Origin of the sequence: Ereboglobus sp. PH5-5 (assembly GCF_029504805.1) — a bacterium.
In the GTDB taxonomy this organism is placed as follows: Bacteria; Verrucomicrobiota; Verrucomicrobiia; order Opitutales; family Opitutaceae; genus Ereboglobus.
The window spans coordinates 131874-157070 of record NZ_JAQFIT010000003.1; the positions used below are offsets into that span (position 1 = coordinate 131874).

At 57.2% G+C, this 25197-nt stretch carries 23 protein-coding genes; 15 read left to right on the forward strand and 8 right to left on the reverse strand.

Annotation, left to right across the window (positions count from 1 at the left end; translation table 11 throughout):
• Positions 1-10 precede the first annotated feature (10 nt).
• Positions 11-415: a hypothetical protein gene (locus M2103_RS02770; RefSeq protein ID WP_277508594.1), complete on the reverse strand. Its 405-nt coding sequence runs from the start codon at positions 413-415 to the stop codon at positions 11-13.
• Positions 412-3228: a MobF family relaxase gene (mobF, locus tag M2103_RS02775; protein ID WP_277508595.1), complete on the reverse strand. Its 2817-nt coding sequence runs from the start codon at positions 3226-3228 to the stop codon at positions 412-414. Before mobF ends, M2103_RS02770 begins: the two co-directional genes overlap by 4 nt.
• A gap of 721 nt (positions 3229-3949) precedes the next feature.
• On the opposite strand from mobF, the gene M2103_RS02780 reads away from it, so the two are divergent.
• On the forward strand, positions 3950-4312 hold the full coding sequence (locus M2103_RS02780) for a hypothetical protein (RefSeq protein ID WP_277508596.1): 363 nt from the start codon (positions 3950-3952) through the stop codon (positions 4310-4312).
• Between the two features lie 386 nt (positions 4313-4698).
• Complete coding sequence (locus M2103_RS02785) at positions 4699-5508, forward strand: N-6 DNA methylase (RefSeq protein WP_277508598.1); 810 nt, start codon at positions 4699-4701, stop codon at positions 5506-5508.
• Between the two features lie 149 nt (positions 5509-5657).
• Here M2103_RS02785 and M2103_RS02790 read toward each other — a convergent pair whose 3' ends face one another.
• Positions 5658-6533, reverse strand: a complete 876-nt coding sequence (locus M2103_RS02790; RefSeq protein ID WP_277508599.1) for an ImmA/IrrE family metallo-endopeptidase — start codon at positions 6531-6533, stop codon at positions 5658-5660.
• Positions 6534-6579: 46 nt separating this feature from the next.
• Positions 6580-7095, reverse strand: a complete 516-nt coding sequence (locus M2103_RS02795) for a helix-turn-helix transcriptional regulator (RefSeq protein WP_277508601.1) — start codon at positions 7093-7095, stop codon at positions 6580-6582.
• Between the two features lie 23 nt (positions 7096-7118).
• Here M2103_RS02795 and M2103_RS02800 point away from each other — a divergent pair, with 23 nt between their 5' ends.
• The 8 genes from M2103_RS02800 to M2103_RS02835 all read left to right on the forward strand — a co-directional run bounded on the left by M2103_RS02800 (position 7119) and on the right by M2103_RS02835 (position 14389).
• Positions 7119-7868: a DUF6602 domain-containing protein gene (locus M2103_RS02800; protein WP_277508603.1), complete on the forward strand. Its 750-nt coding sequence runs from the start codon at positions 7119-7121 to the stop codon at positions 7866-7868.
• A gap of 19 nt (positions 7869-7887) precedes the next feature.
• Entirely contained in the window at positions 7888-9042 is a 1155-nt protein-coding gene (locus M2103_RS02805) for a cyclic GMP-AMP synthase DncV-like nucleotidyltransferase (protein ID WP_277508606.1), read from the forward strand.
• On the forward strand, positions 9011-9436 hold the full coding sequence (locus M2103_RS02810; protein WP_277508607.1) for a hypothetical protein: 426 nt from the start codon (positions 9011-9013) through the stop codon (positions 9434-9436). Before M2103_RS02805 ends, M2103_RS02810 begins: the two co-directional genes overlap by 32 nt.
• 4 nt (positions 9437-9440) lie before the next feature.
• The gene (locus M2103_RS02815) at positions 9441-9848 is read left to right on the forward strand and encodes a metal-dependent hydrolase (protein WP_277508610.1); all 408 of its coding nucleotides are present in this window, start codon (positions 9441-9443) and stop codon (positions 9846-9848) included.
• Between the two features lie 293 nt (positions 9849-10141).
• Complete coding sequence (locus tag M2103_RS02820; RefSeq protein WP_277508612.1) at positions 10142-10633, forward strand: hypothetical protein; 492 nt, start codon at positions 10142-10144, stop codon at positions 10631-10633.
• A gap of 44 nt (positions 10634-10677) precedes the next feature.
• A complete protein-coding gene (locus tag M2103_RS02825) occupies positions 10678-11463 on the forward strand; it encodes a hypothetical protein (protein WP_277508614.1) in 786 nt (261 codons plus the stop codon).
• Positions 11464-11720: 257 nt separating this feature from the next.
• Positions 11721-12761: an endonuclease/exonuclease/phosphatase family protein gene (locus M2103_RS02830; RefSeq protein WP_277508615.1), complete on the forward strand. Its 1041-nt coding sequence runs from the start codon at positions 11721-11723 to the stop codon at positions 12759-12761.
• Between the two features lie 836 nt (positions 12762-13597).
• Positions 13598-14389, forward strand: coding sequence for a (Fe-S)-binding protein (locus M2103_RS02835; RefSeq protein WP_277508616.1), 792 nt, complete (start codon positions 13598-13600; stop codon positions 14387-14389).
• Positions 14390-14455: 66 nt separating this feature from the next.
• Here M2103_RS02835 and M2103_RS02840 read toward each other — a convergent pair whose 3' ends face one another.
• Together M2103_RS02840 and M2103_RS02845 are read right to left on the reverse strand one after the other, a co-directional pair.
• Positions 14456-15652, reverse strand: coding sequence for a pyridoxal phosphate-dependent aminotransferase family protein (locus M2103_RS02840; RefSeq protein ID WP_277508617.1), 1197 nt, complete (start codon positions 15650-15652; stop codon positions 14456-14458).
• Positions 15653-15820: 168 nt separating this feature from the next.
• Positions 15821-16561 carry a TorF family putative porin gene (locus M2103_RS02845; RefSeq protein WP_277508618.1) on the reverse strand — a complete coding sequence of 247 codons (741 nt, stop codon included), beginning with the start codon at positions 16559-16561 and terminating at the stop codon, positions 15821-15823.
• 235 nt (positions 16562-16796) lie between these two features.
• Here M2103_RS02845 and M2103_RS02850 point away from each other — a divergent pair, with 235 nt between their 5' ends.
• The 5 genes from M2103_RS02850 to M2103_RS02870 all read left to right on the forward strand — a co-directional run bounded on the left by M2103_RS02850 (position 16797) and on the right by M2103_RS02870 (position 22737).
• Entirely contained in the window at positions 16797-18224 is a 1428-nt protein-coding gene (locus M2103_RS02850; RefSeq protein WP_277508620.1) for a polynucleotide adenylyltransferase, read from the forward strand.
• A gap of 266 nt (positions 18225-18490) precedes the next feature.
• Positions 18491-19126 (forward strand): sigma-70 family RNA polymerase sigma factor, encoded by a 636-nt coding sequence (locus M2103_RS02855; protein ID WP_277508622.1) that lies wholly within the window; start codon positions 18491-18493, stop codon positions 19124-19126.
• Positions 19126-20031 (forward strand): hypothetical protein, encoded by a 906-nt coding sequence (locus M2103_RS02860; RefSeq protein ID WP_277508623.1) that lies wholly within the window; start codon positions 19126-19128, stop codon positions 20029-20031. The genes M2103_RS02855 and M2103_RS02860 overlap by 1 nt, the downstream gene beginning before the upstream one ends.
• Positions 20032-20270: 239 nt before the next feature.
• Positions 20271-21287: a hypothetical protein gene (locus M2103_RS02865; RefSeq protein WP_277508624.1), complete on the forward strand. Its 1017-nt coding sequence runs from the start codon at positions 20271-20273 to the stop codon at positions 21285-21287.
• Between the two features lie 160 nt (positions 21288-21447).
• Positions 21448-22737, forward strand: coding sequence for a UDP-N-acetylglucosamine 1-carboxyvinyltransferase (locus tag M2103_RS02870; RefSeq protein ID WP_345783534.1), 1290 nt, complete (start codon positions 21448-21450; stop codon positions 22735-22737).
• 66 nt (positions 22738-22803) lie between these two features.
• On the opposite strand, the gene M2103_RS02875 is transcribed toward M2103_RS02870, so the two are convergent.
• Entirely contained in the window at positions 22804-23520 is a 717-nt protein-coding gene (locus M2103_RS02875; protein WP_277508629.1) for a fructose-6-phosphate aldolase, read from the reverse strand.
• A gap of 40 nt (positions 23521-23560) precedes the next feature.
• Positions 23561-24679, reverse strand: a complete 1119-nt coding sequence (locus M2103_RS02880) for an SDR family NAD(P)-dependent oxidoreductase (RefSeq protein ID WP_277508631.1) — start codon at positions 24677-24679, stop codon at positions 23561-23563.
• Positions 24680-25197 lie beyond the last annotated feature (518 nt).

Genomic DNA, 25197 nt, shown 5'->3' on the forward strand with positions numbered 1-25197 from the left:
TCGCGTTGTTTCATTGAGTCTTCACATTGATCTCCACGGCTAAAATTACGGGTGTCGTCGCATCGGTGTATTTTTCCGTCGTTTCGCAGAGTTCCCGAAAGGTGTTAGATTCGATGGCGATAACAACACCGGCAAGATTGTAACCCCGCACGGCGACTTCATGGCGCGAGAAGACCAGGTGCAGGCGTTCATATTTGGAGTCATCGTCAGCGGACTCGGCACCCGGCGTGAACCCCACTCCGTGAAAGCTCCCCCACGGGAGCGCCCAGCAGCGTTTGTTCATCTTCATAATGCGCAGGAAACGCACCGGCGGTGTTGATGGTTGCTTTTCCGATTTCCCCGGTTTCGCGGACGCGATGCTGCCGTTCGCCGATTGCGCGATGCGGCGTTGTTCGATTTGTTCTCTCAGGCTCATATTCGTATTCCTCTATTTGTTGATTGTTGCTGTTGTTGGGGAAGGGGTGGCGACACCCATTGCCGGACTGATTCGTGCAGGCGTTCCTGCGCTTGCAGCGTCAACCGGTGCTGATGCTCCTCCATAAGTCTTTCGCGCAGGCGCGCAGTGGTCGCCTCGTCGGGCCTGATCGACAGCGCGAGTTCGCGGTCGGATTCGCGCTCCACGTTCAGACGTAGCGCTTCCTTGTCGCCGGTGAACACGACGACTTTCCGACGCCCTCGCGAGATTCCAACATACCATTGCTGGCGGTTGATCGGCGCTTGCTCGGCGTCGTGGGAAACGAGCACGGTGTCGACGGTTTTGCCCTGTGAGGCATACGAAGTCACCGCGTAACCGGGCACGAACATTTTCTGCGCCGACGAGAGTGTTTTTATCGTGCCAACGTCGTCTCGGACACGGATGCTTTTGTCTTTTAACACACGACATATCGTCACCAGTTCGCCGTTCCTTATCGGGGTTCCTTCGATTGAGTCTCCATTAAATTTCATCAGCAGCCGATCCCCGCGCGCCAACTCCTGTTGATGCGTCTTCACCACCACAAACCTGTCCGCGTAGCGGTTGCTTACCGTCGTGGTTCGTTCGTCTTTTTCCAGGGTCACGCCGCGCTCATCCGCGCCGACTACCTCGCAGCAGTCACCGCGTTTAAACCGCCCGTAATCGCGCACAAACCACACCTTCGTATCGGCGGCATAAAACCGGGCATCGCGTTTCTGTGCCTCGCTCAAATCAAGTGATTGCAGCGACTCGATTGCCGTGCCCTCACCCAGCTTGCCCTCATTTTTCAAGCGTTCGCGGATCGCCGCATTCGCAGCGCGCACCTCGGCCCAAGTCTGGGCGACGGCGAGCACTTTTTCGCCGCGATAAAGCGCCGCGCAATACTCGCGCGCCAGCTCCGTCATGCGCTCCTTCGCGTCGAGTTCGCGGATGCATCCGAGCGCGTCCAGTTTGTCGAACGAGTCCGCCAGGCGCCCCTCGGATGCGGCCTGCACCGCCGAGCGGTATTTCTTGATGAATGTTTTTTCCTTTCGCGACTGCGCGGCTTGCGGGTCCTGGCGTCGAATCGAGCGCAGATGCACCGTTTGCAAATTCGTGTGCAGCTCGATTGCGCGCAGCGCATCCGATGCCGCGACCGCGCCTTGCTGCCGTGTGTCACCCGACAGAATCAACCTCCCGCCGCACGCCTGCACCCGGTCGATCAACGCGCGCATGTCGCGCCCGCCGACCTGCCCGGCCTCATCGACGATCACGACCGCGCCGCGCCGCAAATGCGCGTCAGCCCCGCCGACGATCAACCGTGCAAGCGTGTTTGCCTTCAGTCCCTCCCGGCGCAAATCCTCCGCCTGCTGGTGTTGCGGGGTGACAATGAACACCGGATGCCGCGCCACTTGCAGTCCGCGCACCACCTCGCGCAACGTGAAACTTTTGCCCGTGCCCGCGCCGCCCTGAAACACCGTGATGAAATCCTCGCTGCGCAAAATGCGAATCACCGCAGTGCGCTGCTCCGCCGAGAGCCCCGCCCCCGGTTCGTGCGTTGCATTGAATGCGTCATGCTCGAACATCCCGCCTTGCGCGTCGATGACAAGCGACAACTCGCAGGTCAGCGCCTCGCGCGAGGTCAACTTGCGCGACTTCGCATCGCGGACGTAATCGCGCTCCGACACTTGTTTCTCCACGTCGGAAAGACTGAAGTTTTCACCGCGGCCACGCTCCAGCGCGGCGGACATCAACTCGTAGTCGCCGACGACCGAGCGGCGCTCAAACAAGTGTGCGTCCGCCCACGTCACCAATGCGGACAGGTCGGTTTTCTCGGACGGCAGCGGAGGCGGCGGCACCGTCAACTTTTCCGGGGCGAGACTGGCCAAGGCCGAGCGTTCGGATTTCGGCATTTCCGCGGACCAGCGCGGGCGCAGTTGCTCCGCCGGCATGTTCTTGATTTTGCGACGTCGCTTGTCGTGCGCCACCTGCTCGCGGAGCGCCTTTTCGTTGCCGCGCAGTCCTTCTTCCCCGATGCGCTTTTTCGTCTCCGCGTCGATCTGTTGATGTCGCTTGGAAAACCGGGCGACCACGCTTTGCGGCACCCCTTGAATTTCAAATCCGGTTGGCGTGTTGGCGATGTCATAGCCGAGTTGCCGGAGGCCTTTTGCCAATTCGTGATAGTAGAGATTTTCCGCAAACTTTTGCGCCCGATACATGCCCGTCGCATGAAGCGCCTTCCACTTTTCCTCGGCAAAATCATAGGTCGCGTTGAACACCACGCAGTGCGTGTGCAAATGGGGGTCGAGTTCCCGGCTCGTGTCATGCCTGAACAACGCGGCGGCAACCCCGCCGGTGACACGCTCGCCATTCGCGCCGCCTTTGCGCACGCGCGTTTCTGCGAACTTTGCAAGCTCGTCCATCATCACGCGCGCCGCGTGATCGTGGAGTTCGACAATGCGGGCATCTTGATACAGCGCGACCACCGAAACCGACTTTGGCGGACTGATTGTGAAGTCATAAAACACGCGGCGATTCGACACCGTGTGCCCGCCATCCCGACGCGTCGTATTGTGCCGCATGGTCAGGCGCTGGCCCGTGTCGGGATGAAAGCCCTGGCACATCGCGAGAAACTTTTCCTCGGTGACAACGCCCTCCAAGCCGAGCATCGACGCGGCGATGCCACGCCACTGACCGGCGACCACATGGCCGTCCATGTAGTAATCGCCAACGGCCAGATGCTCGCGAAAATACCCGAGCGCGTTGGCGAGATTCAACTGCGGCTTCGGACTCAGCACGACGGCACCTCCATCGCGACATGCGCGTGAGTAATGCGGACAGGCCGCGCGCACTCGAAACGCACATGCGTTTTTTGTAAGCAGGACGCCTCTCCCCTTGCGCAAGGGCGCAATGTTTTTTTCAGGGTTTTCATGCACCGCAACATACCGGCGGCGTGCGACGCTAAATAGAGGACGCGCGAGCGTCCGGTTTGTCCTGATTTTTGTATCCCAATTTTGGATGCATCCGACCGGCACGAAAACGCGCCGCGTCCCTTCGTCCCAGGGGGACTTGTTTCGCGGCGCGCCATCGTGCGTTGGCGGAATGCGACCACGGCACACGCGAGGAGATGCGGGCGCGTTCCTCGCGGTCGCCACGCCTCCAGTAGCCTCCGCAGGCCGCCTGCATTCCTCGGCGGACTGCTGCGGCCTTCCGGCTGCTTCCCGCTCTGAACGACCCGCAACTCCTCGCGGGCCTGCCGCCAAATCGCGACACGCGCGGAAATCAGGGCATCGACATCACGAATCGCCCACGCGGGGAATGGAAAAACCTCTGCCCTGGGTTCACCATTTTCACACGCCGTCAAGGTTGTCCGCTCCTTCGTCGCGGCTCCACCACGGCGCGCTCCGCACATGCTCCGCGCGCCTTTGACCTGGCGTGCCCGAGGTTGGTGAAATCGGGCAACACCGGATGCCCCGGCACTTCGCCGGAAGCGGACGTTGGACGATTTCGTTTATCAACATGAACTCATCAATCGCTCAAGACACCGGACTGACACGCGTCCAACTGGCACGGCTCGCACGCGCTAAGGCGATCAAATCATTGAAGGCGGAATATCTCAAACCCGATGAGGTCGTTTACGCCATTCTGCGGCACGTCTCAAAATCAGGGACAACCCGTTTCATTGACTTGTATATAATCGACGGCGGCCTTCCGTATCGCATCACCAAACTCGCAGCCGATGCGATTGCCATTCGCTACGACAGAAGGCGCGACGCCATCCGGGTCATGGCAGTCGGACTGGATGCCGCCGAGCACGTCGTGAGCGACCTTGCATGGCATCTGTTTGGCAACTGCGACGCGCTGAAAAGACGGTGGCTGTGAACGCCAGTGCGCGATTTGCGCACGCGCGGAAACTGGTCGGCATTCCCCGTGTTTTATCAGGGCAACTGTGTCCAAGCATTTTCCATGTTGGCCGGTTGCCCGCATTTTTGAGGCTAAGAAAAACGGCACGAAAACCCGTGCGCTCGCACACGCGTATCCAATCGCACCCGGCATTGAACTTCCTGCCCGCTGTGTGGGTTCCGCCAGCTTGCCACACCCGTCAATGTAGTCGCGGCGGGACGCGCCCACCGCGCTCCACACCGGACGCCTCCGCACTGGCTCCAGCGTCCTTTGACTGGGTGTGACGTTGGAACGGCGTAAATCGGGCAGCGCCGGACTAACCAGCATGTCGCTGGAAACGGAGGCCGCGCGATTCCGCATCACGCATGAAAAACAAAACACCGACATTCAGGTCGCTGATCGAACAACTCATCCATTACCAGGACGCCCACAAAGTCTTTTCAGCATTCACCACGCTGGCCGCCTGCGCCCTCGCGCACGGCACGCGCGAAACCGAATATCTCGAAGAAGCCAAACGCTGGAACAGGGATGAGCTGAACATATTCAGCCACGCGCTTGCCGCGCTGGTCTTGGAAATGGAAGACCAGCCATTCACCGACCTGCTCGGAAGCCACTACATGGAACTCGCCCTCTCGCACAAAAGCCAGCAATGGAACGGCGAGTTTCACACCCCGCAGAACATCTGCGAAATGATCGGCCACTTGGTCGCCGGCGACACGGCAATGCCCGCTGAAGGCCCGATCACACTTTGTGAACCGGCCTGCGGCGCGGGGGCGATGATAATGGCCTTTGCGAAAATGCTTCCGCCCGAAACCCGTCCGCGATTGCGAGTCACCGCCATCGACATCAGCAAGACCGCCTGCGACATGTGCTTTATCAACACCACGCTTTGGGGAATCCCCGCCGAGATTATCCACGGAAACACACTCAGCATGGAGCTCTTCGCATCGTGGAAAAACATCCACTGGATAATGCGCGGCACCCTGCATCTGCTCGCTCCGACGCGCGCGAAATCTGTCGCGGACGGGAATCAAAAAATCGGTGCCGAAACAGCCGTGCCCATCGACGCTGCCCTCATTTCATCCGAAATCGGACAACAGGGGCAACCGCCGTCACCGGAAAAAACCGAGCAAATCAAAATGGCACTTGGACAGCAAATGTTCGACTTCGCATGAGCGCGATAACCGGACTCCGCGATCCGCGCCTCCATCACCACGCGTCAACACCGAGAAAACCGCACATGCGGTATTGGTATAAAGCTGCCCTCTGCGTGTTCCGTCACGATACCATACGCGCTCGACCTAACCGGAGAATGACCGTGTTGTTATTGACATAAAAGCACCATAAGCCCTTTTGATTCAGGCTCGGCATGAATACTCTTCACGGCCTGAATTTGAAGATTACCGAGCTTCAACTCACTCCAATCTTCCGTCATGTTTGCTTCACCTATACCGCTAAAAAACGTGTATAATTTTGATGTATCCGGTATGGATTTGTGAGGCGGGATAAAATTCCGCCATTTTTGCGAGCCAAACTGGTAGTCAACGCGCAATTTTGGGAGCGGCCCAGGCAATCCTAAATCAAGTTCCGGACCGGCATTCTTTTGTTGAGCAGGTTTGAGACGTTCCGAAAGCCATATCAGGCAACATACAGTATCCGTCAAATCAACCATGCGTCGCAGTGCTGCCTCATGTGATGCGTTGAATTGTTGAGCAATCTCACTTGCCACGGACATGTCCGGTGGCCGTTCTGCAATGGCAACAGTGAATTCATCCACAGGCATCAGGAGTTCACCAGCGCCTACGTGGCACAATTGCTCTAACTCTGCATGAATTCGATCATGATTCTGGGCCTGTCGCCGGTGTTGCACCTGTTCGAAGCAATCTGGGAAAAACGTATGTGCGATTTCGTGACAAATTGAAAAGCGCCGGCGCGTTTCTGGCGCATCGCTAGCATACTCGATCTGCAAGCGACAATCCGGAAGCGGCATCAGTCGAGCTTCCGCCTTGATATCTTCATTCGCGCAGCGCACTTCGATTCCGTGCAATTCCGCCAGTAGTTCGGGGTCAAATGGGACCTCGTTCCATCCTTGGGTTTTTGCATCAGCGACCATTGTCCGTGCTAAGCGTCGAATAGTTTCCTGCGGTATCTCATTTGGCTGCGCTTTGTGTTTCATCAGTGCCACCACTGAGGCATTCATCCACGTCCTGCCATGACGATCCGTGAAGAACTCGAACGATCTGCGATTAGTCATTCTTCCTCCGCGCATCGAAATTCATCTTAATGGTCTTATATAAAAATTCCCAATCAGTCGCAGTTTTAGGGGCACCATCTCGCTCCTGCATAGCGTAACAACCCTGCACAACAGCCTCGTCGATTTCCATCCCTTGCTTGCGTGCCTTTTCGAGGAAATCAGCCAATCCTTGATCTAGCTTTTCAGGCACAATTGATCGACTTACCGCCACAGGCTTGTCCAGCAAATCTGCTATCGTCACCCCCAGGGTATTGGCGATTTTTCTTAGTGTCTGAAGATTCGGATTTATTGAATTGGTATCGGAATTTTCCAATTGTGAAAGCAGTCCAATTGATACCTCCGCCTTTTCTGATAATTGCGGTAGAGTAAGTCCCGATTTTAAACGAAGAGATCGAATGCGCACGCCTATAGCCATACAGATGAATATGCAGATTTTTTCATTAAAATGAAGAAAAAATGATTTTTTTTCAAAAAAACTTGACTCCACGGCTTCATTTAAATGAAACATCTGTAAATAAAGTTCATTAAATTATGTCAAATCGCGCAAAATCACTCTCTAAGAAAGATGGGAAAGCCTTTCTCCAATCGGCATTTGCAAGCGAACAAGCGCTTGTTAATGCCAAGCTCAAAGCCTCCGAGCACATCACCCACAATGGAGACATGGGTGAGCATAACGAACAGCTCTTCATCGACTTGCTGCAAAAATATCTCCCTAACCGCTACACAGTCGCAAAGGCGATCATCCTAGACAGCCTTGGGCATACGACAGACTCGATCGACATCGTAATTTTCGACCGCCAATACACCCCAACTTTGCTGGATAAAGAAAAGCATCGCTACGTCCCAGCCGAGGCAGTTTATGCAGTGTTTGAGTGCAAGCCGACCATCAACAAAGGATACTTGGAATACGCAGCGGACAAAGCTGCCAGCGTTCGCCGCATGCACCGCACCTCTGTGGAGATTCCCCATGCGGGCGGCTTGTATAAGCCCAAACCACACATAGATATTGTCAGTGGCATCCTTGCACTTGATATTGATTGGAGCGATGGATTCGGCGCTTCGTTCAAAAAACTACATACCAAGTTGACGGGAGAGCGCCGCTTGGACTGTGGTTTGGCGGTAAGCGGGGCAAGCTTTGATACATTCGATAACACCTATACGTTCGGGCCGAAGGCCAACGCTTTGGTTTTCTTTCTTTTTCGCCTGTTAAAGCGTCTTCAATCGGTCGGCACTGTGCCTGCCATAGACTGGGCCGCTTACGCCCAACAACTTTCTGAATAATCACCAACTCACAATCAATATGTTCGACTACGACCAACAACTCAAAAAATTTTACGAGCGTAAAATCAAACTTCCGCCTGATATGCGTTCGATGCTGCTGGATCACCGGAAAGCGAACGCGGATCGCCTGATCGCCCGCTTGGGAGAACGCAGCCCCAAAATCTGCATAGGCGAGGCCAACTTTCGCAGCCAAGGATCGTTCGCAATGAATACCGTCATTCAGACACGATTTGTTAACGAAGAATATGATATTGACTATGGTGTCGTTATCCGCCGCTCCCAATTAAAAAACAAAGATGGATCCGAAATGACGGCGCAAGAAGTTCGAGAGATGGTTCGCGATGCCCTGAAAGATGATCGGTTCAAGCGACAGCCCAAAATAATGAGCAATTGCGTGCGTGTCTTTTACGCGGATGAAGACGACTATGCGCATCATGTAGACATTCCTGTGTATAGAGAATACGAGGACGATAACGGAAAAACCATCACTGAACTGGCCGGCCAAGGGGGCTGGTGTGTTTCAAATCCCACGCGCGTTAACGAATGGCTAGAAACCGTGGTTAAGGAAAAAAACGAACAATCAGAAGACTCGGGTAGCCAGATGCGTCGAATGATCAAATGGTTAAAGCGTTTCTGCCGAAGTCGTAACGCAGAGACAGACACCAAGTGGGATCTACCAAATGGCATGAAGCTCACTATGTTAATCGTCGAGTGTTTTTGCGCAAATAAACGTGATGACACTGCATTTTACGACACCCTCGTGGCTTTGAAAAACCGCTTGGTTTGGAATCTCGAAATTGAAAACCTAGCGGACACAGGTTGTCCAAGAGCCAAACTTACAAAGAGCAAAGCTGATCAAAACGTGTTGAACTTGCGAGCGCGCATTGGTGAAGCACTTGAATCCCTGATCGTGCTTTTCCAGCATGATTGCGATGAGCCAAAAGCAAGACGTGCGTGGGACTGGGTCTTTCAATCGGATGGATTCCTCAAAGAACAAGAGGATGAGGCAAAAGATGAAGCAAAACGCCAAGCGCTTCTTGAAAAAGCGGCCATCCTCTCCACAGGAAACGCCGGCACAGACTGCGCTGGCCGTATTGTGACAGTATCGACAGCGGCTGTCCCCAACATAGCGCACGCATTCTATGGCGACTCGTTCCATTATTCCCTTAAATAGAAGCCGCCATTATCGCCACTTTGTTTTGCAGTCTTTGCTCGTCCCGAAGCATTTTCCTGGATTCAAATGTAAGTTGCATCGTGGAAAATTAGACTGTGTTGGAGAAATACAACCCACCGATTATTCAAATAAATATACCATTCGCATTCAGTATAAAGAATGGGAGAGCCCTCAAGTGCGAATCTTGGCACCATATATCGAGCCAAAGACAGAAATCCACATGTATGGCAACGGCATCCTTTGTCTTTATCATCCGCCCACCCAGCCGTGGTCAGGAGCCTATGATCTCCATAAAACAATCATTCCATGGATTGCTGAATGGCTGGTTTATTATGAATTATACTTAATTGATGGAAAATGGATTGGGCCAGCCATTCCGCACGATACGATTTAACACTATGCCTCGGTTCAAAACACATCTTCTGATTGGCGCTGCCACTGGAGCAGCCTACAGTTTAGCAAAACAAACCAGTCGCCAGAATCCGCACATGGAGTGTTCCTTAGAAATCTGCCCTGTTCATATTGCGGCAAGTGCGGCAGCAGCAGCAATAGGTAGCTGTATTCCAGATATGGTTGAACCGGCCAATAGAAAAACAGGCCCTAACCATCGAGGGAGCCTGCATAGTTTTTTGAGCATGGCAATAGGCATTAAGACTACTCATTTTTTAGCAACTTGCGAAACAGAATCAACGCCCATGCGATGGGTGGCAGATCTAGCAGGTGCTTTCTGTGCAGGGTATGCTTCTCATCTAGCCGCAGATGCCTTCACGCCCAAAGGATTGAGTCTTATCTGCAAGGGGTTCTGACCCGTTGGTGAATGGGCATATACACTTAATACTGCGTGAGATGTTGTTTCAGTATTAAAATTGTATAGTTATATAAAGTTAATTAGCTGCCCGCTGCGTGTTCCGTCACGATACCACACCCGTCAATGTAGTTCCGGCTTCGACAAAGCTCGCCGGACTCCACACCGGACGCCTCCGCACAGGCTCCGGCGTCCTTTGACTGGGTGTGCTTTCGGAACCGCGTGAATCGGGCATGGCCGAAGACACTCCGGCATGTCGCCGGAAACGGACTGCGCCTGATTCCGTCAAACATCATGATTACATGCGAAACGACGTTCGATTTGGAACTCCTCAACCTGCCCAAAGGCCGCAAACTCACGGCACTGCGCATCGAATTGATTCACAATATCAACCTCGGTGAAACCGCGACCTTTCGTTTTTTACGGGGCTATTTAACCGCATCGCTCTGGGCCTCGACCGACGACGAAGGCGAACCGTTCGACAAGGATTTTGGCATAACCTCCATCGCCACCGAATCCCTCTTGAGCGCATGGGCGGAGTGCTCGCGATTCATGCGCGAAAACGAAACCGATCTGACTCATCTCGACGATGATCGCAACGGCCACAACTTCTGGCTCACGCGCAACCATCAAGGTTCCGGGTTTTGGGACGAGCGCACCGACGACGAATCCGCCGAATACGCGATGCAGCAACTCACCCATGCCAGCCACGGGTTCGGCGAAATCGACCTCTACATCGGCGATGATCGCAAACTTCACTTCAGCAACGAAAGGAGTGTGGCATGAGCGCGAGACTCCACGCATATCTTTTCAAACTACGAGGCCGCCCCGTGTTCTTCAAACGGAGCCGGTTTTGTGGCGCACTTTGGGCGACCGAACGAGGAGACTGCCCGTTTAGCTCCACGGGGTATTATTCACTGTCCGGGTTCACACATCATCCGATAAGCGAGATTGATCCCCGCCATCCAACCGAAATCGTCACGCAAAACCTCCTCGAATCACTCGCCGCAGAAAACGACCGGCAGCGCAAAACCGCGCTTGGAGAAGCCCGGCGCATGGCGCAACAATGCGCACTCAAACGACACCATGCCATCTGTCAGAGCTCGATTCGTTCGAGCGCGGAACGAGCCATGCACTATGGCTTCTTCGCGAGCGACGCACAACGCACCGAACTCTGGCAGGCGGCATACCGGCTCTATCATGAATTGACCGAATCCGGTCATTACACCCCTGACAAAATCGGGCGAATCTCGGGTTGGAGCGAAATCACCTGCCGCCGATGGCTTGAATTTACCAAGGCGGAATTTGCCTTCCTGCGCCACCTCATGTCAGGGAATTTTTCCACGGAAGGATTCCCCCGGCACATGCTCGTCCGTCTCGGGCATGAGTATTTCGACCTGCCACCCAAGCCAGGCGGCGAACCGGTGATCGCAATCCCGACAATCACCGCCGAAATGTCGCTCGAAATTGAGGAGCTCGAAGCTGACTCCGCCACCGAGTCTAAAATGGATGAGGTGGACGACGGTGAAGACAACACAAACGCCATTGAGGGTAGTGAACTTCAGAACGCTCCTCCGCCGGAGACTCCCAAAATCGAACAACTGTGCCTCTTTTGACAGGGCGTTATTATTGCGCCATGTTCGTAACACTTCATAGCTTGGCTCGCAACAAAAGCCGCTGCTGCTGTCTGGCGAGATCGGATGGCAAATGGCCCGACAGGGCTTCGCTGGAAGAATCATCCCTCATTAATTCGCGAATCGCACCAGTCACAACCGCATCCCCCGAAATCAGGCGGCGCGTTCCTCGTTATTAACCAGACATGGCTTGCATGCCACCACGCGCATCCAGATAATTGGTGTAATCCCTTCCCGCCATGCCCTCATATCATCCCATCAAAAACATCCAAAATCCCGAAGAACGCAAACGCACCATCGAAAAACTGCTCCTGCTGCGCCAGCAACTTGACCGGCAGATTCCTCCCAAAACAGCATCCGAAACCCTGCTGATGGCCACATGGAACATCCGGGAATTTGGCGACAACAGACGCGATGAAAGCCTCCATTACATCGCGGAAATCGTCAATCGGTTTGATCTTGTCGCCATTCAAGAGGTCTCTGTCAATCTGGCCGGCCTGCAAAAACTTGTCCGCTTGCTGGGGCACAACTGGGATTATATTGTCACCGACAGCACGGACGGCAGCGCGGGTGGCGGCGAACGCATGGCCTTTCTATACGACAGGTGCAAAGTTTTCTTCCGCAAAATGGCTGGGGAAATCGTGCTTCCAAAGGACAAACTCATCGACCAAAAGCTGCAATTCGCCCGAACGCCATTCAGTGTCGCGTTTCAAGCGGGATGGTTCAGGTTCATTATGACAACAGTGCATATTTATTATGGGACCTCGTCGGCAGTAGACCCTGTCAGACTTGCCGAAATCGACGCCATTGCCGGATTCCTTTCCAAACGCGCCAAGAAAGAAAACGAAAGTTATATTTTGCTGGGTGATTTCAACATCTTCAATCGCGGTGATGCCACGATGACAGCGCTCGAAAAGCGGGGCTTCTACATTCCAGACGCCATCAAAGAGCATCCAACAGACCTGGGAAAGAAAAAGTATTACGACCAAATCGCCTTTAACATAAAACTGGATTCCAAGATGATTGTTTTCTCGGAGAAAGGCCAAAAGGCGGGTGCGTTTGATTTCACCGAAAGCATATATCCGCCTCAAGACCTCGAAATATACCGCCAATATTTTGACGAGAAAAATGTGAAAGGAAAGACAGAGAAACAAATCGAAACCTATTACCTGAGCAAATGGCGCACCTTCCAGATGTCCGACCACCTGCCGTTGTGGGTTGAATTGAAGGTCGATTTTAGCAACCAGTATCTTGCAAAGGTGCTGAAAGAAACAAATTAAAGGGATACCTCCGACGGACAGAGATTCTCCACCAGTCACACCGACCTCATAGTCGGAAGTTCCGAATATTGTCACCGTGTCCCGCGCGCAATTATGTCATGTCTGTGCAATCTGTTCTCGGCCTCGACCCGCTCGGCCTGCGCTCCAGATTGACAGACATGCTTTTCTGCGCCCATCGGGCCACGCTCGCATAAGAACCACAAGGAGGTAAAACTACATGGAGTTACGCCCTGCCCGAAGCCAGCGAATGGCGTCCGTGCGTTGTGTCCGGCTGTTTTTTGCGCCCTGTTTTCCGAAAGAGGCGGCGATTTGCGCGACGATTCGCAGACCGCAAAGCCGACACGGCGGGCGCGACCAGACACTCCGCCACCGCCCGCAAACCACCGAGGCAGGGATCGAAAATCACGCATTACTGAAGATACTTTGAGCAAATCCAAAAAATAGGGCGTGCAAAAGCGGACAGAATCCCCATATTGAGTGACCTGAATAAAGTATTCAATTACTGGATACAAAACGAGATGACTGGCAACCTTAGAAAGAGAGTTTGGTTGCCAGAATGTTGCCAAAATCGTTGTTTTTAGCTTCACTTTCCGGTCAATTCATGCTTTTATCCGCATGTTCTAAACCATTAACAATCAACTAAGTCCGCTAAAACGAGCGACTTGAGTGCAAGCCAAACGCGGGCATCCTGCCCGCAGGTTTGGAGGTTTGTGCGGCGCTGCGCGCCGTCTTGCGGGCAGGATGCCCGCGCTCCCAGGGGGGTTCACGCGATTTTCCATTTGCTCGACTTCGCTCATAAAGATGCGCACATTTTCGCCCACGATTTTGTTTTTCTCATGACCAGCGACCACGAATGTCCCGACCGGCCGACCGGCAAACACATCCAGCTCATGGCCACCTGCCTGTGCGACGCGCTTTTCGACGATGTGGGCGCGGCCACTGTCGAGATACTCGAGCACCTCGGCTGCTCGATTGATTTTCCCGAGGCGCAAACCTGCTGCGGCCAGCCGGCGTTCAACAGCGGCGACTGGAACGCCTCGCGCAAAGTGCTCCGCCATGTGCTCGACACGTTCACCGGCGACGCCCCGTTGATCATCCCCTCGGCCTCGTGCGCCGCGATGATTCGCCACGGCGCGCTGCTCGCCTTCGAGAAGGAGCCGCAAACGCTTCCCGCCGCGCGGAAACTCGCCGGGCGCACATGGGAGCTTGTCGATTACATTGTGAACGGACTCGGAGTCTCCAAGTGGCCGGGACGCGTGGACGCGCCCGCCTCCGTTGTTTTTCACCGTTCATGTCACTCGCGCGGCACGGCGACCGGCGCGGCCGCGGTCACGCTTCTGCGATCCATTGAGGGTTTGCGCGTGCTTGAGTTCGACGAGTCCGAGCAATGCTGCGGTTTTGGCGGCACGTTTTCCGTCACGTTTCCGCACATTTCAAAATCGATGGGCGAACTCAAGCTCGACCATCTGCTCGCCGGCAATCCCGACATGATTGTCTCCATCGACCAAAGCTGCCTGATGAGTCTCGGCGGTCTTGCCGCAAAGGGCGGGCGTCCGGTGAAAACGATGCACATTGCGCAACTGCTGCGCGATTCGTTGCGCGGTGCTGTTGCGAACAGTTCGACTTAACTCGTCGTGACCCGACTCAAATCGAATTGAGTCGGTTTATGTCGCGCCAGGATGCGCCGGCTGAACCTATAATTTTTTCACGGCGTAAGCCATCGCGTCGGCGATGCGCTCGAGCTGCTCGTCGGTGTGCCAGGCCGAAATCGCGGTGCGGATCAAGTCCTTGCCGGGCGGCACCGCCGGCGCGATCGACATGACAGTGAAGACGCCCTTTTCGAGAAGCGCCTGCCAGAAACGGTAAACGCGCTCCTTCGAGCCAAGCACAACGGGGATGGCGGGCGCCTCGCTGCCCCAGGTGTCGAGTTTGAGCGAGTGGAGCATGTCGCGATAGCGCCTGGTGTTTTGCCAGAGTCGCTCGTGATGCTGCGGCTCGGTTTGCAGGACTTCGAGCGCGGCTTGCGCGGCAGCGGCTTGGCCGGGACTGAGCGCGGCGCTGAAAATAGTCTGCTTGGAATGGGTGCGGAGATACTCGATCACCGCGCGGCTGCCGGCGATAAAACCGCCCGTGCTCGAGAGCGATTTCGAAAGGCTGCCGCAGAGAACATCGACGCGGTCATTGAGGCCAAAATGATCGACCGTGCCGCGCCCCTGCCGCCCAAGCACGCCGAAGCCGTGCGCATCATCGATCACGTTGAACGTGTTATAGCGGTCCGCGACGTCGAGAAGCTCGGGGAGCGCCGCGATGTGGCCCTCCATCGAATAAACGCCCTCGGCGACAAACATTTTTGGCGTCGCGGGCGGAAGCGATTCCGCGAGGTCGGCGAGATCGGCGGAGTTGTTGTGCGAAAAGCGCTCCACTTGCGCGTGCGAGAGACGAGTTCCGTCCCAGAGGCTCGAGTGGTTGTTTTTGTCGGCGAGAATGATGTCCCCCTTTTGCGCAAAACAGGCGACTGCGCTCACGCAGGAAAGATAACCGGCGGCGTGCACATGGCAGGCCTCGCGACCGAGAAACGCCGCGAGTTTTTCCTCGAGCTCCAGGTGGTATGCGCGCGAGCCGTTGGAAATGCGCGCGCCGGTGGAACTGGTTCCCCATTTGCGCGTCGCGGCGCAGGCGGCCTCGATGACCTTGGGGTGAAAGGAGAGCCCGAGGTAGTCGTTGCTCGCGAGCATGATCGCGGGGCGCCCGTCGATGGTGATTTCGGTGCCACGCTGCGACTGCATGGCGTGATAATAGGGATCGTATTTCAGGCGCATTTTCGTGACCTGGTCGTCATGACAGCGCGCGAGAATGGGCTTCTTCGATTTCTGGAAAAATGGAAACGACATTGATTGGTTTCGTTGTGGAAAAGGCGCAGGCTCGCGAATCCGCGGCGATTAATCAAAGGCTAATTTGCGAAAGCTCCGCACGCCGCGACCGGCCGCAAAAAAACCCGCCCTTCATAAGGGGCGGGTTCGCTTGAGATTGATTTTGCGCTAGCGGCGCTCCGGTCCGGATTAGAAGCCAATCGACAGGCCGAGGGTGACCCAGAAACGGTTGTCCGGCGTGTCGAGAGGCGTGTTTTCGTTGTTCGCGTAGTGCAGACCGAGCGTGACGGTCGCATTGTCGCGGATGCGATAGGGAATGCTCACGTCGAAGCCGTAGTAGTTGTAGGAATTCTTCTGGCTGGCACCAATCGAGTCGGGAGCCCAGTCGTGGGCGCCAACCGTGCCGAGATAGAACGCAACGTCAACCGACGTGCCCAGCTTCTCGATCGGGAAGCTGTAGCCGACGGAGCCGACCAGCGTGCTGGCCTCCTTGCGGAAGTCGTAATAATAGTAGGCGCTCGCCGACAGGCGGTTCTTTGACCATGTCGCGCCAACACCGAGCTCATACGTCTTCGAGGTTTCATCTCCGGTGGCATCGGGATACCAGTAGTAGGTCGCGACTCCCTCGAGGGAAATCGTCTCGGTCAGGTTGTGCTTGTAACCGGCGTAAATATCGACCTCGTTTTGGGGCCTTTCACCGCGCCAGTCGGAGACGGGCTGCATCGTCCACAAGCCGGCGTAAAAATCATCGACCGCGACTTCGACCGATGGTGTGAACGCGTCGCTCGCGGCCTTCAAACCGCGAAACACATACTGGGATGTATAGCTAAAATCCGTCGTAACTTTATACGAGGTCGCTGACTGTTGCGCGGAAGCCGTAAGCCCGGCAATACCCGCGAGCATGGTGATAAGGATGGCAATTTTTTTCATTGTCTTGATTGTCTGTAGTTAAGTGGAGCAGTCCGCCTGTGCGGGTTTTCGTTGATAGAAAGATATGCGCGCATGGCAACACAAGTCTTTATTTAATCGACCCGTTTGACTCTGCGTGCGAAATATCCGACACAGCATCGCCGCAATCGTTCCGCCCCGCGCGACGGTTTTTTCCCGGCGCCATTTACAAGCCAGTTTCATCAATCCACCCGCAAACAGAAACGCCCGCAACCCGATGATGCGCATCCCGCAAAAACTTCTCGCCGTCATGCAAGCGCTCCGCGCCGTCGGACGCCCGCGCCTCGTCGGCGGCTGCGTGCGCGACTGGCTGCTCGGAATCGAGCCAAAGGATTTCGACATCGAGGTGCCCGGCGCGACCTTCGAGCAAATGCACGCCATCCTCGCGCCCTTCGGCTCGACCGACATCGTCGGCCGCAGCTTCGGCGTGATCAAACTCCGCATCGACGGCGTCGAATACGATTTCTCCCTGCCCCGCCGCGAATCAAAAACCGGCGCGGGACATCGCGGTTTCGCCGTCGCCCCCGAACCCAACCTCAGCGATGCCGACGCCGCCGCGCGCCGCGACTTCACCGTCAACGCCATCGCCTACGATCCCTTCGCCGCCGCCGAAAAAAATGATCCCCGCGCCGGCCTCATCGACCCGCATCACGGCGAGCGCGACCTGCGCGCCCGCGTGCTCCGCCACACAAGCGCCGCGTTCACCGAGGACCCGCTGCGCGTCCTGCGCGCCTTCCAGCTCGCCGCGCGCTTCGACTTCACGCTCGCCCCCGAAACCGTCGCGCTCTGCCGCGCCATCGCGCCCGCCTTCGCCGAGCTTCCCGTCGAGCGCATCTGGGGCGAATGGCAGAAGTGGGCCGAAAAATCCGGGAAACCGTCGCGCGGCCTCGAAGTGCTCGAGCAAACCGGCTGGCTCGCGCACTTCCCCGAACTCGCCGCGCTGCGCGGCACCCCGCAGGACCCGGGCTGGCATCCCGAAGGCGACGTCTTCACGCACACCGCGCATTGCTGCGACGCCCTCGCGCGCCTCGACGACTGGCGCGCCGCCGCCCCACCCCGCCGCCGGGCGCTTCTCCTCGCCGTGCTCGCGCACGATTTTGGCAAGCCCTCCACCACGCAATACGCCGAGCGCCGCGGCAAACTCCGATGGATCAGCCCCGGCCACGAAGCCGCGGGCGGCCCGCCGGCGGAAACATTTCTCCAGCGCATCGGCGCGCCCCGCGAGACGATTGATCGCATCGTCCCCCTCGTGCTCAACCACCTCGCGCACCACAACGGCCAAAGCGGCAACGGCGCCATTTTCTCCGACACCGCCGTGCGCCGCCTCGCGCGCCGCCTGCTCCCGGCGACAATCGACGACCTTTGCCTCGTGATGCGCGCCGACCACGACGGACGCCCGCCAAAACACTCGCCCGAAACGCTCGACCTTATCGAACTCCTGCGCGAAACCGCGCACCGCCTCGAAATCGCCGACTCCGCCCCGCGCCCCATCTTGCAAGGCCGCCACCTGATCGCCGCCGGCATGGCCCCCGGCAAACAATTCAAATCCATCCTCACCTCCGCCTTCGAGGCGCAACTCGAAGGCGCGTTCACCGACGAAGCAGGCGCGCTCGAATGGCTGGGCGCACATTTGAATCCGAAATAAGTTTTCCCGATTTAAACTGTCGTATGAAAATGTCTTTTGGCGGGGCAAACCCTCCGGGTGAGCCGCAACAGCCCCGGCTCACCCGGAGGGTTCGCCCTACCCCAAATGCGACAAAACAAAGCGGTTGCACCCTAAATGCCGCATCCGTTCGCGCGCATGCTTCTCCGTAAATCAAACATTACATTTATGTCATAAACCGACATTTCATTTGCATGCCCGCAGTGTGCGCACATACTTTGCGCCTGTCAGACCAACCAAGTCACACCATGAACATCGGCGCACAAACCATCGGAAAAACACTGGTAGCCTCGCCCGACCGCCAGATGGAAGCCGACTCCGACTGGCAGCTCGTCCAGCGCGTCCAATCAGGCGAAGTCACCGCCTTCGACCGCCTCGTCCTCAAATACCGCGAACGCATCCTCGGCGTCATCTACAACATGACCTCAAACCGCGAGGACGCCGCGGATCTCGCCCAGGACACCTTTATCAAGGCCTTCCAATCCATCAACCGCTTCCAAGGCCAGTCGTCCTTCTTCACCTGGCTTTACCGCATCGCGGTTAACTCCACCCTCACCCACCTGCGCAAAAACCGCCTCCGCTCCTTCTTCAGCTTCGAGAAAATCCACGACGAGGGCCAAAACGCGGAACTCATTTCCAAACTGACGGATAAACACGGGGCCGACCGCGAGCTCTACGTGAAGGAACTCCAGACAAAATTGAACGAGGCGCTGCAAAAACTGTCTATCAAACATCGCACCGTGGTAACTTTATTTGAAATCGACAACCTGAGTCACGAGGAGATCGCCGAGATTATGGAATGCTCGGTGGGCACCGTGCGTTCGCGTTTGCACTACGCGAAACAACTCCTCCAAGCCGAGCTTCAGGCCTACACACGCGCATAATGTTTCGACGCAAACGCAACACCACCCCGCCCGCCCAACCGCGCACGGAAAGCACGGTTACCGTCGAGGATTTGCTGCAATTCAAAAAACGCGCCGAACAACCATCGCCTGAATTTTGGGCGGACTTTAGCCATCAGCTAAAACAACGCCAGATCGCAGCCGCCATCCAGAAAAAGCAATCTTGGTGGCACGCGCTTCCGCGCATCGCCATCGCGATTCCCGCCGGGGCCACCGCCGCCATTGCAATCGGCCTCATCGTCTGGCGCAACGCCCCCCCCGCCGCCGCGCCCGCCGTCACCGCCGCGCAAGCCCTGCCCGAGGCAAAAACCGCCGCGCCCGCCATCGCGACACTCGCCACCGTCAAAAAAGCGCCCGCGATCCGGCAGGCGAAAGTGACGCACCAACCCGTCGTCGCAACCGCGCAACCGCAAAAACCCGCCCGGCAAACCGCCGCCGAGGCCGCCGTCGAAAAACCCGTCGCGCCCGAGCACCTCGAAACCGCGCGCACCGTTTTCACCGCAAACACAGCAAGCCTTCCCAACGACAACTCGCCGGCCCGGTTCACCCTCTTCGGCGCCAAGTCGCAAACAACCAAGACCGTCGCTTCCGCCGCGTTCCTCTCAACACCCGTCGCGCTCACCGGCGAGCTGCTCCACGCAACCGTCGAATACGCAACCGCAAACGCCGAGCCCGCAGCATCCGTTTCGCAGGAAACCGCCGACCCGCGCCGCGCGCGCCTCCTCACCTATACCGACAACACCATCCCCGTCGCGACCACCTCAACGGACAATCCACGTGTTGCGCGCCTCCGCGAACGCGTCACAAGCCGCTTCGACGACAAAGCCCTCTCCGATTCGATCAGCCGCATCGCCACCACGGGCGACTCCCTGACAATCAAGTTTTAACAATCGGAAAACAAACAACTTGCGCAAAGCCGAAGCGACGCCCGCGTCGCTTTTTTGTTTTTTGGGGAACCCCGTCCGCAATAACCCCATGTTTTTGCAGTTGCGCAACCCGATCAGCATCATGACACTTTTCAGCTTCGACTGTTGAGCGCACCCATTAACCGCGCTCCGGTCGCCTCACACAAAACCCGGCGCGCCCGCCAATGGAGAGCGCCTTAACAACACAACACACACACCACATGTCAGAAACAGCAACGTCCGGCGACAACGCCACGGTGGCAACCGCCGCGACAGTTAGCGCAACACCCGCACCCGCCCAGCCCGCAACCGAGCAGGCTGCCGCCACAGCACAAGCCCCCGCCTTCGGCAGCAGCCGCGGCTCCGGCCTGGCCCGCGGCAAACGCGCAACCCACACCGCCACCGCAGCCAGCGAAACCGCCGGCGAATACAAACCCACCGCGATCCAAATCGTAACCACCGCCCGCGAATACAAAAACCCGTTCGCCCCCGAGGAGGAACAACCCGCCGCCCCCGAAGCGGCGCAAGAACCCGCACAGGAAACGGCGGACGCCAGCCCGGCACCCGTCGAGCCGACTGCCGCGCAAGCTCCCGAGCAACCCGCGGAAACCGCCACGCCAACCGCCGAGGCTCCCGCTGAAACGCAAGCCGTGGCGGCTCCGGAAACAACGCCCGAACCCGCCACCGCGGAAACCGGCGAACCCGAGGCCAAGGCCGAGCTCAACATCCTCCCTCCCGAGCAAAAACAAAGGCGCGCCCAAAGCTGGCAGAGCGATTCCTTCGCCCCCGAGCAAAAGGAACGCCCGACCTTCCAGCCCCGCGCGGACCGCGGTGATCGCGAACGCGGACGCCGCCGCGAACGGCGCGACTCCGTCAGCGAACGCCCCGCGACACAACCCGCGCCGGCACCCGCCCCCGAAAAGAAAAAGTCCACCGGCCTCTTCGGCTGGATCAAGGGACTCTTTGGCGGCTCCTCCGACGAACCCACCGGCCAGCCCGCACAGACGGAAGGCGAACGCAACGGACGCCGCAACCGCGAAGGCGGACGCCGCCACCGCGGCGGCCGCAACCGCAACCCCCGCGGCGAGTATCGCGGCAACGAAAACCGCGACAGCAGCGGCGAGCGCCGTTTCGACCGCGGTGATCGTGGAGACCGCGGAGACCGCAACCGCCGCCGCGGCGGACGCAACCGCAACCGGGGTGGCAACCGCGACAACAGCGCCGGCCCCGCGTCATAATTGCACAACGGCAAACAAAACCTTGCAAAGGCGTCCATTTCGGACGCCTTTTTTATTTTGAATTTTCGATTTTGAATTCCCGATTGCGCGCCCCCGCGCGAAAAAGAATTTGGAGCGGCAGCTCCCAATCCAAAATCCCAAATCGAAAATCCCAAATCTCATCATGGATCTCATCGTCAACGGCGGCAAACCGCTCTCCGGCACCATCATCCCCTCGGGCAACAAAAACTCCGCGCTCCCCCTCGTCTGCGCCACGCTGTTGACCGACGAACCCGTCACGCTCCACAACGTCCCCGACATCACCGACATTGCCAAAATCGTCGCGTTCATGACGCGCCAGGGCTCGCGCATCGACTGGGACAAGGCCGCCGGCACCATGCGCCTCGACCACGGCGCGTTCAAAAACGAACTCGTCAACCACGAGCTTCCGCAAGACATGCGCTCCACCGTGCTCCTCTACCCCGCCCTCCTGCGCCGCGTCAAAAAAATCGTCATCCCCGCCAACGCCACCGGCTGCTCGCTCGGCGTCCGCGAAATCGACCCCCACCTCGAAATCCTCGCCAAGCTCGGCGCCGTGATCGACGAAAGCGAACCGCTCGTCATCGCCCTGCCCGACGGCTTCCGCGCCGCGCGCCACTGGGGCGATTACATGTCCGTCACCGTCACGGAAAACTTTCTCATGGCCGCCGCGCTCGCCGACGGCGAGTCCACGCTCATCAACGCCGCCAGCGAACCCCACGTGCAGGATCTCTGCGCCGCGCTCACTCTCATGGGCGCGCAAATCGAAGGCGCGGGCACAAGCATGCTCCGCGTGCGCGGTGTCAAAAAACTCAATGGATGCACCGCCCGCATATCGAGCGACTACCACGAAATCGTCACATTCCTCGCGCTCGGCGCGATCACCGGCGGCGAAATCCGCGTCGAAAAATCCCTGCCTCAGCACTTCGACCTCATCACCCGCGCCTTTGCCAAGCTCGGCGTCACCGTCGAGCACGAAGGCACCACCGCCATCGTCCGCCGCAACCAGTCGCTCGTCATCGAGGAACCCTACACCACCAACCTCCTCGCCAAAATCGAAGCCGCGCCCTGGCCGTATTTTTCCGTCGATCTGCTCCCCCTCATGGTCGCCCTCGCCACGCGCGCGCGCGGCACGATTCACTTTTGGAACAAGGTCTATGAAAACGGATTCTCGTGGATCCCCGAGCTCGCGAAATTCGGCGCGCACATCCTCGTGAGCGACCCGCACCGCATCACACTCTTCGGCAGCAAACCCCTGCGCCCGGCGATTGTTGACGCCCCCTACATCATCCGCGCCACAATCGCGCTCTACATGGTCGCCGCGAGCATTCCGGGGCGCAGCATGGTGAAAAACGCCGACACCATCCGTCGCGCCCACCCGCGTTTCGTCGAAAACCTCCAAACCCTCGGCGCCGAGGTGGAGTGGAAATAAACAACCCCCTTGGATTTTTGGCCAAACCGGGCTGGAAACGCGCAATCAGTGAACGCTTTTTCTCTGTTACGGGGTTGTGAGCTTGGAATTTTTTCCTTGGGAGGAAATCCACGCCTCATGAAACTCCTTCACGGCGAGGTCAATCGGGGGAAACGCACAGGCGGAATGCAGGATGTCGGACGTCACCGTGACTGTGTTCGCCCCGGCGGCGAGGGCGTCGGTCGCCTGGGTTATGTTTTTAAAACTCGCGGCGACAATTTTTGCCGGCGAGGCGGTGCGCGCCAGCACATCGGATATCTCGGCAATGATTGCCCTGAAATCGATTCCCATCTGCTCCATCCGGTTGCAATAGGGGGCCAGATAATCAGCGCCCGCGGCAATGGCCAAATATGCCTGCATGCGCGTGTAAATGCACGTTGCCGTAATGCGCGCGCCCTCGCGGGCCAACTGTTTCATCGCCTTCAAGCCCTGCTCGGTCACCGGAATTTTTATATAAACCCGGTCGTCGATTTTATCCAGGATCGCCCGCGCCTCCGCGATCATCCCGTCCGCCGTGGACGCCAGTGTCTGGATGTGCAGGGTTTTGTTTTTGCCGATGATTTTTCGGATCCTTGAAAAGTGCGGGTAAAAGTTTATCTTCCCCTCGTTTTTTATAATCAAGGGATTGGAGGTCACCCCCGCCAGTTCAAACAGATCATTGCATTTTCTGATCTCGGAAATGTTTGCCGAGTCCAAAAGAATTTCCAGGGCGGGCGCGATCGGGTCTTGGCGCGTGATTTTCATTTTTATTAATCGAATTTATTATTTTTTATATAAAACACCGTCAATTTATCATGACCTGCCCGCCGGTGACGGGCAGGGCCTGTCCAGTTTCGTAAAGTTGCTCAACGAGATAATAGACCGCGCGGATAACATCGGGGCCGGTGCAGCCGCGCCCCATCGGAACCTTCGCCTCATAAAACGCCCTCACATCGGCGACCCCCTTGGCGCCGGGCACCTTGCCGGCGCGCAGATATTGCACAAAAAGCCCCCTCTCGGGATCGGACCAAAGCGGCGTGTCGAAAAAATTGCCGGGGCAAATCGCATTCACCTTGATTCCCCATTCGACAAGCTCCTTCGCAAAGCTCTGCACCAAGCCAATACCGCCGAATTTACTCCCCGCGTAAGAGGCGTTTCTATTCGAGCCCTCAAGCCCGGACTTCGAGTTGATTTGTATAATATCCGCCGCCCAGGGAGAATCATTTCGCGCGACCCGGGAGGCGACGTGCTGGGTTTTCATCATGCCTGCCACGTGTTTTGTAACAATGGCGAAGGCGATATAATTGACGTCGGCGACGAGCCTGAAATCGGCGACATCCTGCTCCATTATACTGCCCACGGACTTGACGATGCCGGCGTTGCTGATGCAGAGGTCAACGCCCCCGCTTTGAAGGGCGATCGTCTCGCACATCTTCGCAACGGAGTCCTCATCGCTCACATTTACCCCGACGGCAAACGCCACCGGACCGCCATTATTATACTCTTTGTTTAATATTTCGGCCCGTTTGCACGCGCCGTCGTAATTCATGTCGGCGATGTAAACAATGGCGCCGTCGGCGGCGAGCCCGCGCGCGATCTCCGCGCCAAAACCCTGCGCGCCGCCCGTGACCACGGCAACGCGGTTTTTCACGACCGTCGCGCGGCTTTCGGCAAAAATTTCGCTCGTGGTTTTGTAGGTGTAGCTCCGCTGGCGGTGGCGAAGTGTCAGCGCAACGGGAACGGACTCCCCGGCCAGCGCTTCGTTAATCTCGCGGGCGATTGTCCCGGCATCCTCCCCCCGGATGTCGATTGCGCGGGGCCGGCTCTCAATGCCGCCCTCGACAAGCGAAACCCCGGCGGGGCGCTGTGTCCTTCCGAGGATCACACCACGCAGAATCTGGGCAAGGAATGCTTCTGCTTTCATGCTGGCGGGTTTGTTATAATTTAATGGACCGGGTTCTATAATTAAAGGCGCCCCAAGAATCGGGAGCGCCACGACTGAGTGTGAAACCAGTAGGGAACTTGGAATTTGCAGGCAACCCAAAATGCCGGGGGCGATGCGATTCAAAACGCGAGCGGGACAACAGGATGTCCGGTTTCCTGAAGCCCGCGCATTTGCCCACCCCTGCGGTTGCTAACGCCCGTTCTCACGGCGCGCCCCGGGCTGGCATCCTAAACCTGCGCCGCAACGTCTCGTTTTTCGCGCGCATCGCCCCCGAAAAATCCCGCCAAGACGCCTCCCTCAAATTCAAAAAATATATAAAAAACAAAAATGCAAACGAGGCGGCTCTTTATTAAATCCATTCATAATATTCTGCTTTATATTTAGTAACACGACATTCGATACTGTTCGCGGAAGCCACCCCAAAGATGATGGCGCGGGATTCACTGGTCAGCACACGCGATTTCTGTATTTTCCCGGATGTTCTTTAAAGACTCGCC